Origin of the sequence: Acidocella facilis ATCC 35904 (assembly GCF_000687875.1) — a bacterium.
Classification (GTDB): domain Bacteria; phylum Pseudomonadota; class Alphaproteobacteria; order Acetobacterales; family Acetobacteraceae; genus Acidocella; species Acidocella facilis.
The window spans coordinates 40,198-56,399 of record NZ_JHYG01000005.1 but is presented as its reverse complement, the minus strand read 5'-3'; the positions used below and the strand labels follow the sequence as shown (position 1 = coordinate 56,399).

Genomic DNA, 16,202 nt, shown 5'->3' with positions numbered 1-16,202 from the left:
CTCATCATGCGTCACGGAATTGCCGGCCGGAAACTCGGCGTCACCTCCTCCCACCGCCAGGCCATGTTTCGCAACATGGCTGTCGCGCTGATCAAGCACGAGCAGATCACCACCACCTTGCCGAAGGCGAAGGAACTGCGTCCGGTGGCGGAGAAGCTCATCACCCTCGGCAAGCGCGGCGGTTTGCATGCGCGCCGTCAGGCCTATGACAAGCTGCGTGACGAGACGATCGTCGCCAAGCTGTTTGACACGCTGGCCACGCGCTACAAGACCCGCTCCGGCGGCTATACCCGGGTGTTGAAGGCTGGCATGCGCTATGGCGACGCGGCTGACATGGCGGTGATCGAGCTGGTTGACCGTGACGTTTCCGCGAAGGGCCAGGATTCGGGTCCGAAGCCGGAAGTTGCGGCCGAGGACGACAGCGAGGCGTAATCTTCGCGCTTCCTGGGATAAAAAAGAAAGGCAGGCCCCACGGCCTGCCTTTCTTTGTTTGACGATCCCGCCTCGGTTCAGATCGGCTTGTGCGCTTTGTCCAGCAAACGGGACAGAAACCCTTTTTTCTTTTCGACAGGGGGAGCAGTACGCTGTGCTGTTTCGGCTGCCAGCCTGGCTTTATGCTTCATCCAATCATCCAGGCTCTTGCCGGCTTTCTTGGCGCGCTCCTGCTCATAAGCGAGCTGGCCCTTGCTGAGTTTTTTATCTGTCGTCGTCATACGCATCTCCAATTCTGAGCCGAACCTAGCTTGGCTTTCGAAAAATTCAATCGAATTTAAACCGACATGGCTTTGTTTGGCAGCTCAAGCATGGATGCTTATGGGCCGTCCCGTCTTGTCAGGATCAGCCGCTCCAAAGCACCCAGAGAAGCGTAAATCGCAACTCCTGTCGCGCCGAGCAGGAACAAGGCGGCAAACATGCGCGGGATTTCAAGCCGATAGCTTGCCTCGATGATCTCCCAGGCCAGCCCGGACGCAAAGCCGCCAGAGCCCGCCACGAATTCCGCGACGACGGCCCCGACCAGCGCCAGCGTGCCGGCGAGCCGCAATCCCGTCAGAAAGAAAGGCAAGGCGTAGGGCAGTGAGAGATGCAGCAGAACCTGCCAGCGCCGTGCGCCATTCAGTTTGAACAGGTCGAGCAGTTCGGCCGGCGTGCCGGCGAGGCCGGCGGCCGTGTTTGAAAGGATCGCGAAAAACGAAACCACCATCGCGCAGGCAACCAGCGCCAGGAATGGTTGGCCAACCCAGATGATGATCAGCGGCGCGATGGCAACCACTGGTGTGACCTGCAGCATGACCGCCCAAGGCTGCACCGCGGCGCGAAAGAGCGGGCTGGCGGCCATCGCAAGTGCCAGCACAACACCGAGGATGGTGGAGGCGAGCAGGGCGGAGACCGTAACGGCCAGGGTCGAGAGCAATCCCGCCCCGAGCGCCCAGCGGGCTTTGAAAAACGCCGTGGCGATGGCGACCGGGCCCGGCATGACATAGCTCGGCACATTGCCGATCCAGACCGCCGCCTGCCAAAGGCCCAGGGCAAGCAACAAGAAGATAAAAGGTGCGAGCTTGGTCATGGTTCTGGTCATGCCGGCACGGAACGCTGGAAGCATTCGGTGATTTGACTCACCGTGGCATGGTAGGCGGGGCTGTTCCGGCGCTGTGCCTCATCCTGCAGGTCTGAGGTGATCGTCGTAAAAATCCGTCCGGGCCGGCTGGTCATGATGATAATCTGGCTGGCAAGATAGGCCGCCTCATATATTGAATGGGTCACGAAGATCACGGTCATGCGGTTTTCGCGCCACAAGGCGAGCAGGTCGTCCTGCAGACGGTGGCGGGTGAATTCGTCCAGCGCGGCGAAAGGCTCATCAAGGAGCAGCAAAGAGGGCTTGGAGACGAGGGCGCGGGCGATGGAGACGCGCATTTTCATGCCGCCCGACAATGATTTGGGCTTGGCCTGCTCAAACCCGGCCAGCCCCATTTGCTTCAAGATGGCCGAGACCCGTGGCATCGCAGCGGCCCGGCTCACGCCACGAAGCCGCAAGGGCAGATAGACATTTTCCGCGGCATCGGCCCAGGGCAGCAAAGTCGGATCCTGAAAGACATAGCCGATCTCGCCGGGGGCTGGCGGCCCGTCATGGCCCCAGTCGATCTCGCCCGAGGAGGGGTGCTCCAGCCCGGAGAGCAGACGCAACAGCGTGGATTTGCCGCAGCCCGAGGGGCCGAGCAGGGCGACGAAATCGCCTGTCTGGATCTCGGCGTCGATATCTTCCAGCGCCTTGGTGCCGGAGCCGAATTGCTTCGCGACGTGGCGCAGTGTGATCATTAATTCTGCGCCGGCCGGCCGTGATCGACGAATTCCAGCGTATAGGCGCTCTTATAATCGAGCGTCTTGTCATACATTCCCGTGGCGCCCATCTGATTGAAAAAGTTTTTCCAGCGGGCATTGGTCATCGCGTAGATGCCTTGCGTTTTGGCGTCGCCGGAATCGACGATCCCCCTCTGCTTGAGTTGTCCGTACCCGAATTGCATCAACCCCTCTGTCATATCGGGGTTGGCGGCCTTAATCGCGGCAAAGGCTGGCTTGGGGTCTTTATAAAGGAAATCGTACCATCCCTGCGCGGAGGCGTCGATGAAGCGTTTCACCAGGTCCGGGTGGGTTTTCACCATCTTGTCGCTGGTCGCGATGAGGCTGGCATAGCCGTCAAACCCAGCGTCGGGCAGCGCCAGCACGACAGGCCATTCGCCCGTGGCCTGATGCACAAGATAAGGCTCGGAGGTAACATAGGCTTCCTGGATATCGGTCTTGTTGGTCAGGAAAGGCGTCAGTGAAAATCCATAAGGCCGCAGCTGGGCGTCCGAGTAGCCGTATTTTGCCTTGAGGAAGAGCCACCAGCTGGCGCGTGTGTCGGTCGAGACCGCGATCGGTTTGCCTTTCAGGTCGGCGAAGTGATCATCGCCCTGGCCCGGATGTGCGATCAGGCAGTCCGGGTCTTTTTGAAAGCCGGCGGCGACCACTTCGTAAGGGATGTGTTCCTGCACGAAGTTCAGAGCCAGAAACGCGTTGGAGGTGATGTCGAAATCCAGCTTGCCCGAAATCAGCAATTGCGCCGTGTTCACCTGCGGTCCGCCCTGGAAGATGGTGACATCCAGCCCGGCTTTCTTATAAAGCCCTTCGGCGATCGCCTCGTAATAGCCGCCATATTCCGGCTCCGCGACCCAATCCAGGCCGAAGCTGATTTTGTCCGCCGCCCTTGCCGTGTTAGCGAAAGGGATGAGAGCCAGGCTTGCGGCAATGGCGATACGCAGCGAGCGGAACATGCGGGCTACTCCAAACTCTTGAGTTTCAAATCAAGACCTGCGGCTTCGGGAGTACGTCCCGAAGCAAGGGCATTTAAACAGGACTTACCATGGGCGATGTCAGGATCAAGGCGGGGATTTGGGTTGCGGCCTCATTGCGGCTGGGAATGTTGGATAATAAGCCGGGCGTCGTGGTCCGGAAGGGGGATCCGGATGCCGGTGGCGTGCTGGTGAAGCTCTATGGACGTAGCGGTTCCATCGTCCTCAGCCAATTTCGTGACGTCGCCGGCGAGCTGGCCTGGATGCGCGCCACGGGCGCGGAGCCGGTCAGTGAACAGGTCGCGGACGATTATATCGCCAAGCAGACCCGTTTCGATCCTGATATCTGGGTGCTGGAATTCGACGCGCCGGATTATCTGCCGCCGTTCGAGGCCAAGATTGTCTAAAGCCTCAAATTTTCGTTGTTGCGGGAAGCCCCATGCCTTCAGCCTGGGCATGTGGATGCCAACGCGGAGACGGCCGGACGGGGCGGCGACACAGCTCTGTGAAGCAGGCGGCCAAGCGCCCGGGCGACCATGATCGAATGCTTGAATTGGCAGGGCTGAGCCAGATGTTCGGGCCCGTTGAAGAAATCAGCCGACGGATACCGGCTCTTGTTTGCGAGGTCGAGAAAATCCACCCCGTAAATCCGGGCCACGGCGGCCAGCATTGCGGGTCGAATATGGATGCTAGCCAGCTCCACCGGCCAACCCCCGATCACGATCACGCCTTTGGCGCGTTGGCGGTTTATGAACCGCTCAATCAACCGGGTGCCGTAGCCGGTCTCGATATCCCGCGCGGTGAACGGATAGGAGGACGGGGCGGCGGCAAGCAGCGCATGATCGGCACCCGCCAGTTGGTTGTCGATCCGGTCTCCTTCGACGTTATATTCCCGGTTGAGGCGATTTCTGTTCATCCCTGCCAGGGGCATCTCCACCAGCGCCTCCAAGGCATCAGCCAGCGTACAGCAAAATAACGCGCCAGCCACACGCCCGGGAGGCAGTTTGAGCAGAGCGGACCGATCATGGCGAAGCAACATCTCGCCATCGGCGAAGGCGCGGTATTGCGCGGCACTCATTGCGTACTGGCTGAACTCCATCGGCATATACACAATATCGCCGGGCCGCAGGGACGCGTCATATCGGTTGAAGATTTCATCCAGCCCGAAGCCCACGGCGATTCCGGCATTTTCGCAGGGCAGTCCGAGCATCTGCCCGATCACCGCGCAACTGTGGGAGTAAGGTCCGTTGGATCCCGCCAAAATCACCAGCTTTGGGGAGGGCAGGCGGGAGAGTCGGCTGGCTTTTTGCTGCAATTCAGCGCGAAGCGGTCCCAGTGATAGCGGCCGGTCCAGCAGAAACCCGAACAGCACCGCATATAGCCCCACCGCCAGCAGCGCGTTTCGCACCAGCCTGCGCATCAGAACTGAAAATAAAGAAACGGTATCGCGGACGGCGCGAAAAAGAGCGCTTGTGCCGTGAAGGCCAGGCTGGAGATCAAGGCGAGGCTGCGCCGCCTCTCGCTCATATGGTCAAGAGGCGGCAGACAGAGCGCGATGAACCAGCCCAGCGCCAGCATCATCACGCTCTGCGGCAGGCTGATGCTGCGTGCATCGCCAAGCCAGGGCAGCACGGGCACGACATGTCCTAGGCCTGGAAGAAGTGGCGCGAGCAGAGCGGGGACCGCCAGCCCATTCAACCCCGCGAGCCCCCGATACATTTGCGCGACGGCGGCAAGGTTTTGCGCGCGGAACGGGACCCAGGCCAGAAGCACGCACAGCAATGTAAGTCCCCATGAAACGCCTTTCGGCCAGCGCAGATGCCAGCGCCTGCTCCAGCCATGAAGCACCAGAAAGAGCCCATGTAGCCCGCCCCACAGCACGAAGCGCCATGCCGCGCCATGCCATAAGCCCCCCAGCAGCATGGTGATCATCAGGTTGCGAACACGCTTGCCCTCGCCGTGCCGGTTGCCGCCCAAAGGAATGTAGAGATAATCTTTCAGGAACGAACTCAGCGTGATGTTCCATCGGGTCCAGAACTCACTGATATTCCCAGCCTGATACGGGGAATGGAAATTGACCGGAAAGCGGATGCCGAATAATTGCGCCAGGCCGATGGCCATGTCTGAATAACCGGAAAAGTCGAAATAGATTTGCAGCCCATAGGCCAGGAGCGCGACCCAGGCCTCGATCAGTGAAATTGGCTCGCCGCGGGCAGCGGCGGCAAAGCCAGGGCCGGCAAAATGCGCCAGCCCATCGGCGAGCACCAGCTTTTTCCCCAGTCCCAGAAGAAACAACTCAAAGCCTGCCGGCAGCCGCGATTGCATGCCCTCGCGAGGGTCCAGCATCTTGAGTTGTGGCAGAATATGGCCGGGCCGCACCAACGGCCCGGAGATCAAATGAGGGAAAAACGCTACGAAACAGGCATAATCGAGCAGGGGAGGGGGATCGATCTCGCCTTTGGACAGATCGACCAGGAACATGATCTGCTGAAAGGTGAAAAAGGAAATGCCCAAAGGCAGAATGATGCCCTCAACCCCGAACATGCCGGCATATTTGAACCAGCCGAGCAGGCAAAGATTGAGGCAGATTCCGAGTGCGAGCCAGAGCCTGGTGTGCGGTGAGCGCAAAACCAGGCCCGCAACTGCGAAGTTTACGCCAATGGACCCGAGCAGCAGGAGCAGCAACTCTGGCCGCCACCAGGCGTAAAAGAACAGGCTGCATGCCAGGAGCCATAAAAGTGCCAACCGGCGGGACCGGCCGAGCAGCAGGAAGCCGCCCAACGCCACGGGAAGAAAGCCCAACACGAACAGCTTGCTGTTGAAGAGCATTTTTGAACCCGTTAAGGTTGAGTAAGCGTTGCTTAACCCAGCCTTGTGCGCGCGTCCATTGGCCCCACTGGTTCATGATGGTATAGCGCCGCGCCAATTATCGGGTTGAAGATGAACGAGACGCCGAATATCCATCCCGCCCTGCTGCCCGCCGGGCTTGCCGACCTGTTGCCGCCGGAAGCGGAGCGGCAGGCGCGGTCTGTGGAAGCGATTATGGATTGCTTCGCGGCGCACGGCTATCAGCGCGTCACCCCGCCCTTGCTGGAATTCGAAGATTCCTTGTTCTCTGGCTCCGGTGCCGCCACGGTGGAGCAGACGTTTCGGCTTATGGACCCCGAAAGTCAGCGCATGATGGGCCTGCGGGCCGATATGACGCCGCAGATTGGCCGCATCGCGGCAAGCCGTCTCGCCACCGCGCCGCGCCCATTGCGCCTGACCTATAGTGGCCCTGTCCTGCATGTTCGTGGCACCCAGCTGCAGCCGGAACGCCAGCTCGCCCAGGCCGGGATCGAGCTGATCGGGAATGATACGGCGAGCGCGGATGCGGAGATCATCGTCACCGCGATCGCCGCGCTCGAAGCGCTGGGGCTGCGGGATCTCTCCATCGATCTGACCATTCCGCGCCTGGTGCCGAGCTTGCTTGAGGCCGTTCCGCCGCATCTGCATCCGGCGCTCGCTCACGCGCTGGACCGCAAGGATGCCGCTGCCGTGGCCGAGTTGGGGGGCGCGCAGGCGGATTTGCTGTTGAAGCTTCTGGAGGCCAGTGGTCCCGCGCAGCGGGCGGTGGCGGCGCTGCGGGCCATGGCGCTGCCGGAGGCCGTGCGCGGCCAGGCCGAGCGCCTGGGTGAGGTGGTCGCGGCGGTTGAGGCCGTGCTGCCGGATTTGCAGCTGACGGTCGATCCGGTTGAGTTCCGTGGCTATCGCTATCATTCCGGGGTATCGATGACGCTGTTCGCAACCGGGCAGCAGATGGAGCTCGGGCGTGGTGGACGTTATGTGTGCGGCGATGGCGAGCCCGCGACCGGCATTACGCTTTATCCGGACAGCATCATGCGCCTGACGCCGCCCGCAGCACTGCGCCCCCGGCTTTATCTTCCGTTTGGCTCCAGCCTGGCCTCGGCGCAAGCCGCGCGCGCTGAGGGGTTTGCGACCGTGCAGGGGCTTGCACCGCACAGCGCGCCTTGCGATGAAGCCCGCCGGCTTAGCTGCTCGCATTTCTTGTCCGAGGGTGTGATTACCGCCCTCTCCTGAGTAGGATTTTACAATGACCAACGTGACAATCATCGGCGCCCAATGGGGGGACGAGGGCAAAGGCAAGGTGGTGGACTGGCTCGCCAGCCGGGCCGACATCGTCGTGCGCTTTCAGGGGGGGCATAATGCCGGCCACACGCTCGTGGTGGGCAACCAGACCTATAAGCTCTCTTTGCTGCCGTCTGGCGTTGTGAACGGAAAGCTGGGCATCATCGGCAACGGCGTCGTCGTCGATCCGAATGCGCTGCTGGCCGAAATTGAGCGTGTCTCGGCTCAGGGCCTCAAGGTCACTCCGGAAACGCTGCGGATCGCCGAAAACGCGCCGTTGATCCTGCCCCTGCATGCGGCACTGGACGCTGCCCGCGAGGCCGCCCGGGGCGAGCGCAAGATCGGCACCACCGGCCGCGGCATCGGTCCTGCGTATGAGGACAAGGTCGCACGGCGCGCCATTCGCATTTGTGATCTGGCCGAACCGGAAACGCTATCGGCCAAGCTGGACGAGTTGCTGTTGCATCACAACACGCTCCTCGCGGGGCTCGGCGCGGCGGTGTTCAAGAAGGAAGATCTGCTGGCGGATCTGCTGGCGCTGGCGCCAAAGCTGCTGCCTTTCGCCGAGCCGGTCTGGGAGCGGCTGGCCGAAGCCAAGGCCAAAGGCGAAAAAATCCTGTTCGAGGGCGCGCAGGCGGTCATGCTGGACGTGGATCACGGCACCTATCCGTTCGTGACCTCCTCCAATACGGTCGCCAGCACGGCGGGCTCTGGTTCCGGCATGGGCCCGGATGCGGCGGGCCGGGTGCTCGGGATTGCCAAGGCCTATACGACCCGTGTCGGCTCCGGGCCGTTCCCGACCGAGCTGCATGACGAAACCGGTCAGCGCCTGGGCGAGAGAGGGCATGAGTTCGGCACCGTGACCGGGCGCAAGCGCCGCTGTGGCTGGTTCGATGCCGCCATGGTCCGGCAGGCGGTGAAGGTCGGCGGCGTCCAGGGGCTGGCGCTGACCAAGCTGGACGTGCTGGACGGCTTCCCCGAGTTGAAAATCTGCACGGGCTATATGATTGACGGCCAGCCTTACAAGCATCTGCCCGCGGCGATGTCCAAGCAGGCGGCGGCGATGCCAGTTTACGAGGTACTCGAAGGCTGGACGCAGAGCACGCAGGGCGCGCGGTCCTGGGCGGAATTGCCGGCCGCAGCCATTAAATATGTCAAACGTATCGAAGAGCTCGTCGAGGCGCCGGTAACGCTGCTCTCCACCAGCCCGGAGCGTGATGATACCATTCTCATGCAAGATCCGTTTGCCGGTTGAGCAAACAGCTTTGACGGCCGCTAGCCCACTATATTTGCTCGATAAGATAGTGGGCTTCGGCTCTCGTTTGGGAGTCAGCGCATCGTTCCTGCGATTTGCGATCGTCGGAACGTTGGGTTTTTTATGTGATACCGCAACGGTTTATCTGTTGCATCCTGTTGTGAATTTATATGTAGCGGGGACGGTGAGCTTCGTTGTCGCGGCAAGCTTCAACTGGTTCCTCAACCGCATTTGGACATTTCGAGGCATTGACCATGCACCGCTGCATCTGCAGTGGGCAAAATTTCTGATTGCGAACTCGATCGGCTTTGTTGCCAATCGCGGCGTTTTCTTTTTCCTGGTTGCGTCGAGCGGCGTCGTTGTGGCTTATCCGATCATTGGTGTGGCTGCGGGTTCGCTCGCTGGACTGGTCTTTAATTATTTTCTTTCCAAAACGTTTGTTTTCCGGTAATACAACCTGAGGTAAAATTTAAAAATTTTACAACCTTTTGGTGTTTGCCATGGTTGAATATCGGGATGGATACGGTACGCGCGTGGCTTTAACTGATCGCTTGACCGCGCTTGTGAGACGCTTCGTTGCAGAACCGAGATCTGCATACCTCCTGCCGATAGCCGATTTTTTTATAATTCTCTTGGTTCCTGGTGCGACACGGGCGCTGGGGGAGGCTAATGGCGACATGCTGCACTATGCCGGGCTGTGGGGCACGTTGGCGTTGTTGTCGGTCAGCCTCGCCGCATCCCATAGATGTTTCGAACTGCGTGCATCATGGCATGGCGGTGTCGTGGTCGCCATTTCGTATGTGGCGACAAGCTCTGCTGCTTTGGCTTTTGCAGCTTTTTTTGACCATTCGGCTGTCCTGACCGGGTATTGGACCGTTCTGGATCTCGCCATCACGCCGCTGCTGCTGCTTGGCTGTCATCTCTTGCTGAAGACTGCGCAACCGTCGAGACAAGTCTCTGAAGGCGTCTTCGTGGTTTGCCACGATCACTGCCCCGCTGACTTAGAACTCGCGTTAGCCCAACAGGAACAGCCAAAACGGATACTCGGCGTCCTGTATCTGGCGGAACTACGCGAACAAAGTCATTGGCCTGAATTTCGCGATCGCGATGATTTCATTGCGCGTTGCGCCAGCCAACGAAGGCGGGATGTTGTGTTCGTGCATCATTCAGATTTTGATGCATTTGAAGACGCTGCATTTTCGACGTTGTTGCGCGAGATCTTGTCGTTCCCGGTAAGGATCTGGCTTGCTTTCGATGTGTCGTTGAACATACCAACCTGCCTGCGCGGCGAAAGCGGCTCATGCCGGATCGTTCCGGTTTTGACGGACGATCTTGTAACGTCAAACGATTGGACCAAGCGCTGCTTTGATATCGTGGTTTCCACGCTGCTGCTCATTCTGTTTGTACCGATTTTGGCGGGGATTGCATGCCTTGTAAGCGTGAGCGGGCCAGGGCCGATTATATTCAGGCAGAGCCGCATCGGCGCGCAGGGACTGCCCTTTACGGTATTCAAGTTTCGTACCATGCGTCATGTGCGGAACGCGTGCTTTTCGCAAGCCGTTGCAGGGGATTTGCGAATTACGAAAATAGGGCGGTTCTTGCGGCGTACGTCGCTGGACGAGCTGTTGCAATTGATCAACGTACTCAAAGGCGACATGTCGCTGGTCGGGCCGCGGCCGCATGCACCGGAAACCATGGTCGAAGGGATAAGTTTCGAGCAGGCGCTGAAACTTTATAAGATCAGGCATCGCGTTAAGCCCGGTATCACTGGTCTCGCGCAGATACGCGGACAGCGTGGAGAGACCGGAAAGCTCAGCGCTTTGGAAGGCCGCTTATCCAGTGATCTTGAATATATTCGGGCCTGGTCGTTGATGCTCGATATCAAGATACTTTTTCAAACACTGCAAGTTCCATTCAGGCCGCATAATGCTGTCTGAGACTGTCCCGAAATTGATTGCCGGCCAGCGTCCGCCTGTCGGTGCCTATGACGCGGATATCACTATTCTTTGTTATAACAGACTTGAAGAGACAAAACAGGCCATCGCCTCAGCGCAAGCGCAGCGCGGGTGCAGCGCCCATATCTCGGTTTTGGACCAGGGCTCTTCTCCCGATACGCTGCGCGCCCTTGTGCGGATGCTCTCAGCTGTTGATAACTGCGCATTATACGCGGTCGCGGAGAATATCGGCGTTGCCGCGGGTCGCAATCTTCTGGCATCGCGCGGGCATGGGCAGATACTCATAGGGCTGGATAACGATGCTTGCTTTGCGAATCGGTTCGTCGTGGCCGGCGCCGTGCGTGCTTTTAGTCGATTGCCAGAACTTGGCGCGCTGGGTTTTGCAATATTGACGTCCGACGGGAAAGGGCCGGACTTATCGAGTTGGGGCTATGCGGACCGGCTGCTCGATCGATACCAATCAAAATTCGAAACCACCAGATTTGTCGGCGCCGGTTACGCGATCAGACGCGCAGCCTGGGCTTCGGTCGGAGGGTTTGACGAGAATTTCTTCTTTACCTGGGAGGAGTATGATTTCTGCCTCTCCGCGATCAGCCGTGGATGGCGGATTATCTATGATGGTAGCCTGAAGGTTCTTCATGCGACGGCATGTGAAGCCAGGGTCGCATGGCGCGGAGACAGGATGCGCCATTTTGTGCGCAACCGGCTTATCATAGGTCGAAAATGGCGGCAGCCCGTGTCGGCTCTGCTGTTGTTCTTTTGTGCTTACGCGATGATTGCGGCTCAGCATGGCTGCCTGTCTGCGGCCTGGCAGGGAATGGTCGAGGCGCGACGTTTCCCCCTGTCATCGCGAAGGCGGATACCGCCGGCGATGCAAGTTTATTTGCGCCAGCACGAAGCATGGCATCGAGACCCGGTCTTTCACTGGCTTCATAAAAAGCTTTTCAGCCGTTTGCCGGCTTAGGCTTTGCCTCGCCAAGCGGATGATGCGCCTGCACCAATTTTTGCAGCCGCTCTGCCAGCACATGCGTATAAATTTCCGTCGTGGCGATATCGGCGTGGCCGAGGAGCTTTTGGACCGCGCGCAGATCGGCCCCTCGTGCCAACAGGTGTGAGGCAAATGAATGCCTGAGAACATGAGGCGACAGGCGCGCCGGGTCGAGGCCGGCTTCCAAGGCGAGCTGCTTCAGAAGCAAGGCAAAGCCTTGCCGTGTCATCGGTTTGCGGGCATCCCGGCCGGGAAATAGATAGCGGGATTTGGCGCCGTTGAAGCTCTGCAGGGCAGAGGCGGCGCGTCGTGCAGGCTCGGAAACGGGCACAATACGTTCCTTGCCGCCTTTCCCTTTGACCAAGAGAATTGCCGTATTCGGGTTGAACGCGCTGCGCTTCAGGTCCAGCATTTCGCTGATTCGAAGGCCCGTGGAATACAGAATTTCCAATCCGGCATGTGCCTTCAAACCGGGGCCACCATCCATCTGTTCGGCTGCGGCCAGCAAGGCATCGACCTCGTTTTCGCTGAGATATTTGGGTAGGCTTTTCGGCCTCTTCGGCGTGGGCATCTCGCTCGCCGGATTGTCATTCCTCACCCCTTCACGCAGCAGGAAGAGATAAAATTGCCGTAGGGTCGAGAGGCGCCGCGCCTGGGTTTTGGCGGCCATGCCGGATTGCGCAAGGCTCTGCAGATAGGCCGAGATGTCCGAGGCTTGTGCGGTCAGCAGCCCTTGCTGCGGAGGTAAAAATCCACAAAAGCCAATGATATCAGACTGATACGCGTTTAACGTGTTTGGGGTGGCGCCGCGCTCCGCAGCGAGCATTTCCAAAAAGGCTTCGACTTGATCTTGCGCCATAATCTGCCTCTAACGCCGTTGAAACCAATGTGATAAGCGTCCACGCCGATGTCACTCAATAGTCAAACTGCGCCTGACGAAAGCGCGTCTCACATGGCACGAAGCATCGTGTTGGTCGGCCTGATGGGAGCCGGCAAAACAGCCATTGGGAAGCGGCTTTCCGCATTGTTGAAGCTGCCGTTTTTTGACGCTGATGAAGAAATCGAACGCGCCGCCGGGATGACGATCAGCGAAATTTTCAAAACCCATGGCGAGGCTTATTTTCGTGCTGGGGAAAAGCGGGTCATCAAGCGTTTATTGAGCCAAGGCCGGATCGTGCTGGCGACAGGCGGCGGCGCATTCATGGATGCCGAGACCAGAGCCACGATCCGTGAATATGCGGTTTCGGTCTGGCTTCGCTGCCCGATTCCTGTGCTCGTCCAGCGCACCTCCGGAAGAACCCACCGGCCGCTTTTGAATGCAGGCAATCCCGCGGATATTTTGAGCAAGCTTTCCGCCGTGCGTAGCCCGGTCTATGCGTTGGCTGATATCATCGTTGATGGATCTGAGGACCCCCCCCAAGTGACCACTGCCAAAGTCGCCCAAGCGCTGGAACAATATCGCGCGGCCCGAAAAGTTGACGTCGCGCTGTCCCAATCGAGCTATGAGGTCGTGATTGGAGACGGTTTGCTCGCGCGTGCCGGTGCACTGATCGCGCCCTTGCTGCCCCAGCCCCGCTGCATCATCGTCACGGATCAAACCGTCGCCGATCTGCATTTGGCGGGTTTGAAGGGGAGCCTGGACGAGGTGGGGATCGCCCATCAAGCCCTCATCGTGCCGCCAGGGGAGGCTTCAAAAAGTTTCGCATGTTGGCACCGGCTCGTTGAAGACATGCTGGCCGCGAGAATAGATCGCAGAACCACAATCATTGCCCTGGGCGGCGGGGTTGTTGGGGATTTGGCGGGGTTTGCCGCGGCCTCCGTCATGCGGGGCGTTCCTTTCGTTCAGATCCCGACAACCTTGCTGTCCCAGGTCGATAGCTCGGTTGGCGGCAAGACCGGCATCAACGCCGCGCACGGGAAAAATCTCGTCGGCGCCTTTTATCAGCCCTTGGTGGTGCTGGCGGATACCGGCATCCTCGACACGCTGCCGGTGCGCGAGCGCCGGGCCGGCTATGCGGAAATCGTAAAAACTGGCCTGATTGCCGACCCGGCATTCTATGAATGGTGCGAGGCCCATGCCGCGTCCTTGTTGGCTGACGACAAGCAGGCTCTGGCGCAGGCAGTCGAGTATGCCGTGCAGTTCAAGGCGCGCATCGTGGGCGACGATGAGCGGGAAACCAAACCCAATGATGGTCGGGCGCTTCTTAATCTGGGTCACACCTTCGCGCATGCGTTTGAGGCCGAGACCGGCTATGGCGGCGAATTGCTGCACGGTGAGGCCGTTTCCATCGGGCTTGTTCTGGCCTCGCATCTCTCGGCTTTGCTGGGCCTGGCCCCTCAGGAGGATGCGCCGCGCATCGCGCAGCATTTGGCTGGGGTGGGGCTGCCCACCCGCATCGCCGGCCTATCTGCGGACAGGTTGTTGGCGCATATGAAGCTCGACAAGAAGAACCGCGACGGAAAACTCCATTTCGTGCTGACACGCGGCATCGGCCGCGCCTTTACGAGCGGAGACGTTCCTGAGGATGCCGTTCGCCTGGCGTTGATCGCCAACGGCGCCATTTAGCTGGGGAAAAGCTCCCGGGGCCGACGTCATGGACGCCGCCCCGGGACAGGGTCAGGATTGCGCGTCCGGCGACAGGATCACGCATCCCGTCGGGCCGGTGGAAAGCCGATTGCAGGCATTGACCGCTTCGTCATGATGCAGCCCCACGAAGCGGGCGCGATATTTCGTGCCATCGCCAGTGTGGATGGTCATGACCATCGGCTGGGCTTTCATCAAAATCTGCGCGCCGGTCAGTTCCGCCATGCCAAGCGCGGCCTTGGCGTTGGAAGAGCTATCATAGGCCCCGACCTGAATGCCCCAGCTATGCTTGCCCGAGTTGAAATCCACGGGCTGAGTCGGCAGCGTCGCCGCCATGGCGGAGGGGACCAAGGAAAATCCATGCCGTGCCGGCGGGGGGGGCGGGGCCGGTAACGCCTGACTTGCGAACGCCACCTCTGTCCTGTGAATGACCGGAGGGGGCGCCGGCGGCGGAACCGGCAAGGCGTTTGGCGCGTAGATCGACGACGTAGACGCAGATGCGACACTCACAGGGATTTGTGCCCGCTGAGGCGCTGGGGCCGGAATGGCCTGTGGAGGGGCTTGCTCAGGCGTAATGGTCTGAGTTTGGATCTGCGCCGTTTGTACAGGCGCCGGCATGATGGACGAGATGGGAATTGAAACAGGCGCAGGCGAATCGTCCTCGGCCCCAGCGCGGGGTGCAAGCGAGGCGACCTCAACCGGCGCGGACAATTGCGATGCTGTGGGCGCTACCGGCGTAAACCCGTCTGGCAGAATGCCGCCACTACGTCCCATCGGCTCAGTGTTCAAGGCGAGCTCATCCGCCGCGGACCTGCGACGAGGGTAATAACCGCCAATATTGGGGGCGATCATAGCCACATAGTTGATCGTCTCGCTTGGAAGAGGGCGATGATAATTGATGAACGAGTCCAGCCGCCCCGGGCCGGCATTATATGCCGCCAAAAATCCGGGCGAGCCGTAGATCTGATACATCTCATGGATATAGGCGGCGCCCGCCATGATGTTATCATAGGGATTAAACGGGTCGTTTCCCAAGCCGTAGCGGTCAGCCATCTCCTGGTATGTTCCAGGCTCCAACTGCATAAGGCCCATTGCCCCGGCAGACGAGACGATCAGATGGCCGCCACTATATTCATGCCCACCTGATTCAACGCGCATGACCTGGCGGATCCACATTGCCGGAACATCGAAATGCGCTGCCGCGTCTTTAATGTAAGGCCCCCATGGATCGCTTGGCGGGCCTGGTGGATTATAATTATGGGCAGCGTGTGAAAGATAATAAGACGTGGATTCAGCGGCAGTGCGGCTGTTATGGCCACCCGCGCATGCCGAAAGCACAGCCAAGCTGCTGCATCCTGCAACCAGCCCAGGTCTGAATTTCGCAGCTTTCCGAGTGAAGCTGACTGCCAGCTTTCCGATAGCCCCCAAGATCTAAGCCTCCACGCGATTTATTGGCCACCACTTGAACTATTTAGCTCAATGATGGCTTAAACAAGGCGCTATAACCTCTTAAACGAGCTGGAAACTCGCGGCAAGAAAAACCTCGTCTTCTGTCGCTATCGGTTGTCGGGGCCGCATGCTAGCAACCAGATATGGATCGTGCCTGGTTTTCATTGATCATATTATCCGGTTGTCTGGCTGGCTGCGCCAGTTCCGCGCCGCCATCCTCCCCCCAGGCTATGTCTGGCTCCGGCGCCGCTTTGCGGGGTAAAATTCTGGTTGTGCGCCAAGTCTCCGGCGGACAGGCTCTGGGGGCAGTGATGCAGGCGCTGGGGCAGGGGGATGTTGCCTCGTCTTCGTCGGCTGACGAGATAATCGTCCAGTTGCCCGATGGCTCGATCAAAACGCTGATCCTCTCGCCATCCTCTCCACCGCAAAGGTTTTTCGTTGGCGAAGAGGTTTTCATTCAGGACTCGCCTGAGCTTCAGCTCGCGGCGCATTAGGGGAAAGCCTTTAGCAGGGGGCT

General features: G+C 59.7%; 17 protein-coding genes. 9 read left to right on the top strand and 8 right to left on the bottom strand.

Translation table 11 applies throughout. The annotated features are described in order from the left end of the window. The first annotated feature begins 6 nt into the window (after nt 1-6). The gene (gene rplQ / locus T331_RS0107860; RefSeq protein WP_008494568.1) at nt 7-432 is read left to right on the top strand and encodes a 50S ribosomal protein L17; all 426 of its coding nucleotides are present in this window, start codon (nt 7-9) and stop codon (nt 430-432) included. 77 nt (nt 433-509) lie between these two features. Here the strand turns inward: rplQ and T331_RS0107855 are convergent, their stop codons facing one another. The 4 genes from T331_RS0107855 to T331_RS0107840 all read right to left on the bottom strand — a co-directional run bounded on the left by T331_RS0107855 (nt 510) and on the right by T331_RS0107840 (nt 3,308). Further along, nucleotides 510-713, bottom strand: a complete 204-nt coding sequence (locus T331_RS0107855) for a hypothetical protein (RefSeq protein WP_008494569.1) — start codon at nt 711-713, stop codon at nt 510-512. 98 nt (nt 714-811) lie between these two features. Continuing rightward, nucleotides 812-1,537, bottom strand: coding sequence for an ABC transporter permease (locus tag T331_RS0107850; RefSeq protein WP_240376622.1), 726 nt, complete (start codon nt 1,535-1,537; stop codon nt 812-814). A gap of 35 nt (nt 1,538-1,572) precedes the next feature. Next, nucleotides 1,573-2,313, bottom strand: a complete 741-nt coding sequence (locus T331_RS0107845; RefSeq protein ID WP_035179622.1) for an ABC transporter ATP-binding protein — start codon at nt 2,311-2,313, stop codon at nt 1,573-1,575. Next, on the bottom strand, nt 2,313-3,308 hold the full coding sequence (locus T331_RS0107840; protein ID WP_026439620.1) for an ABC transporter substrate-binding protein: 996 nt from the start codon (nt 3,306-3,308) through the stop codon (nt 2,313-2,315). Before T331_RS0107840 ends, T331_RS0107845 begins: the two co-directional genes overlap by 1 nt. Nucleotides 3,309-3,397: 89 nt before the next feature. Between T331_RS0107840 and T331_RS0107835 the strand changes: the two genes are divergently transcribed. Next, nucleotides 3,398-3,733 (top strand): DUF1491 family protein, encoded by a 336-nt coding sequence (locus T331_RS0107835; RefSeq protein WP_026439619.1) that lies wholly within the window; start codon nt 3,398-3,400, stop codon nt 3,731-3,733. Nucleotides 3,734-3,771: 38 nt separating this feature from the next. On the opposite strand, the gene T331_RS0107830 is transcribed toward T331_RS0107835, so the two are convergent. Both T331_RS0107830 and T331_RS0107825 read right to left on the bottom strand, forming a co-directional pair. Beyond that, nucleotides 3,772-4,746: a hypothetical protein gene (locus T331_RS0107830; RefSeq protein WP_026439618.1), complete on the bottom strand. Its 975-nt coding sequence runs from the start codon at nt 4,744-4,746 to the stop codon at nt 3,772-3,774. Next, nucleotides 4,746-6,155 carry an MBOAT family O-acyltransferase gene (locus tag T331_RS0107825; RefSeq protein ID WP_026439617.1) on the bottom strand — a complete coding sequence of 470 codons (1,410 nt, stop codon included), beginning with the start codon at nt 6,153-6,155 and terminating at the stop codon, nt 4,746-4,748. The genes T331_RS0107830 and T331_RS0107825 overlap by 1 nt, the downstream gene beginning before the upstream one ends. Nucleotides 6,156-6,266: 111 nt before the next feature. Here T331_RS0107825 and T331_RS0107820 point away from each other — a divergent pair, with 111 nt between their 5' ends. Genes T331_RS0107820 through T331_RS17785 form a run of 5 tightly spaced genes read left to right on the top strand, consistent with a single transcriptional unit; the run spans nt 6,267 to nt 11,628 of the window. Next, nucleotides 6,267-7,406 (top strand): ATP phosphoribosyltransferase regulatory subunit, encoded by a 1,140-nt coding sequence (locus T331_RS0107820; protein WP_026439616.1) that lies wholly within the window; start codon nt 6,267-6,269, stop codon nt 7,404-7,406. 13 nt (nt 7,407-7,419) lie between these two features. Continuing rightward, on the top strand, nt 7,420-8,709 hold the full coding sequence (locus tag T331_RS0107815; RefSeq protein WP_008494579.1) for an adenylosuccinate synthase: 1,290 nt from the start codon (nt 7,420-7,422) through the stop codon (nt 8,707-8,709). Nucleotides 8,710-8,743: 34 nt separating this feature from the next. Next, nucleotides 8,744-9,160 carry a GtrA family protein gene (locus tag T331_RS0107810; RefSeq protein ID WP_051622255.1) on the top strand — a complete coding sequence of 139 codons (417 nt, stop codon included), beginning with the start codon at nt 8,744-8,746 and terminating at the stop codon, nt 9,158-9,160. A gap of 49 nt (nt 9,161-9,209) precedes the next feature. Continuing rightward, complete coding sequence (locus T331_RS19155) at nt 9,210-10,646, top strand: exopolysaccharide biosynthesis polyprenyl glycosylphosphotransferase (RefSeq protein ID WP_051622254.1); 1,437 nt, start codon at nt 9,210-9,212, stop codon at nt 10,644-10,646. Then, nucleotides 10,636-11,628, top strand: a complete 993-nt coding sequence (locus T331_RS17785; protein ID WP_051622253.1) for a glycosyltransferase family 2 protein — start codon at nt 10,636-10,638, stop codon at nt 11,626-11,628. The genes T331_RS19155 and T331_RS17785 overlap by 11 nt, the downstream gene beginning before the upstream one ends. On the opposite strand, the gene T331_RS0107795 is transcribed toward T331_RS17785, so the two are convergent. Further along, nucleotides 11,609-12,511 carry a site-specific tyrosine recombinase XerD gene (locus T331_RS0107795; RefSeq protein WP_026439614.1) on the bottom strand — a complete coding sequence of 301 codons (903 nt, stop codon included), beginning with the start codon at nt 12,509-12,511 and terminating at the stop codon, nt 11,609-11,611. The two genes, T331_RS17785 and T331_RS0107795, sit on opposite strands and share 20 nt — an antisense overlap. A gap of 48 nt (nt 12,512-12,559) precedes the next feature. Between T331_RS0107795 and aroB the strand changes: the two genes are divergently transcribed. After that, complete coding sequence (gene aroB, locus T331_RS17780; protein ID WP_081822168.1) at nt 12,560-14,218, top strand: 3-dehydroquinate synthase; 1,659 nt, start codon at nt 12,560-12,562, stop codon at nt 14,216-14,218. A gap of 51 nt (nt 14,219-14,269) precedes the next feature. Here aroB and T331_RS19455 read toward each other — a convergent pair whose 3' ends face one another. Continuing rightward, nucleotides 14,270-15,574 carry a lytic transglycosylase domain-containing protein gene (locus tag T331_RS19455; protein WP_244876926.1) on the bottom strand — a complete coding sequence of 435 codons (1,305 nt, stop codon included), beginning with the start codon at nt 15,572-15,574 and terminating at the stop codon, nt 14,270-14,272. A gap of 341 nt (nt 15,575-15,915) precedes the next feature. Here T331_RS19455 and T331_RS0107775 point away from each other — a divergent pair, with 341 nt between their 5' ends. Then, entirely contained in the window at nt 15,916-16,179 is a 264-nt protein-coding gene (locus T331_RS0107775) for a hypothetical protein (protein WP_026439612.1), read from the top strand. Nucleotides 16,180-16,202: the final 23 nt, after the last annotated feature.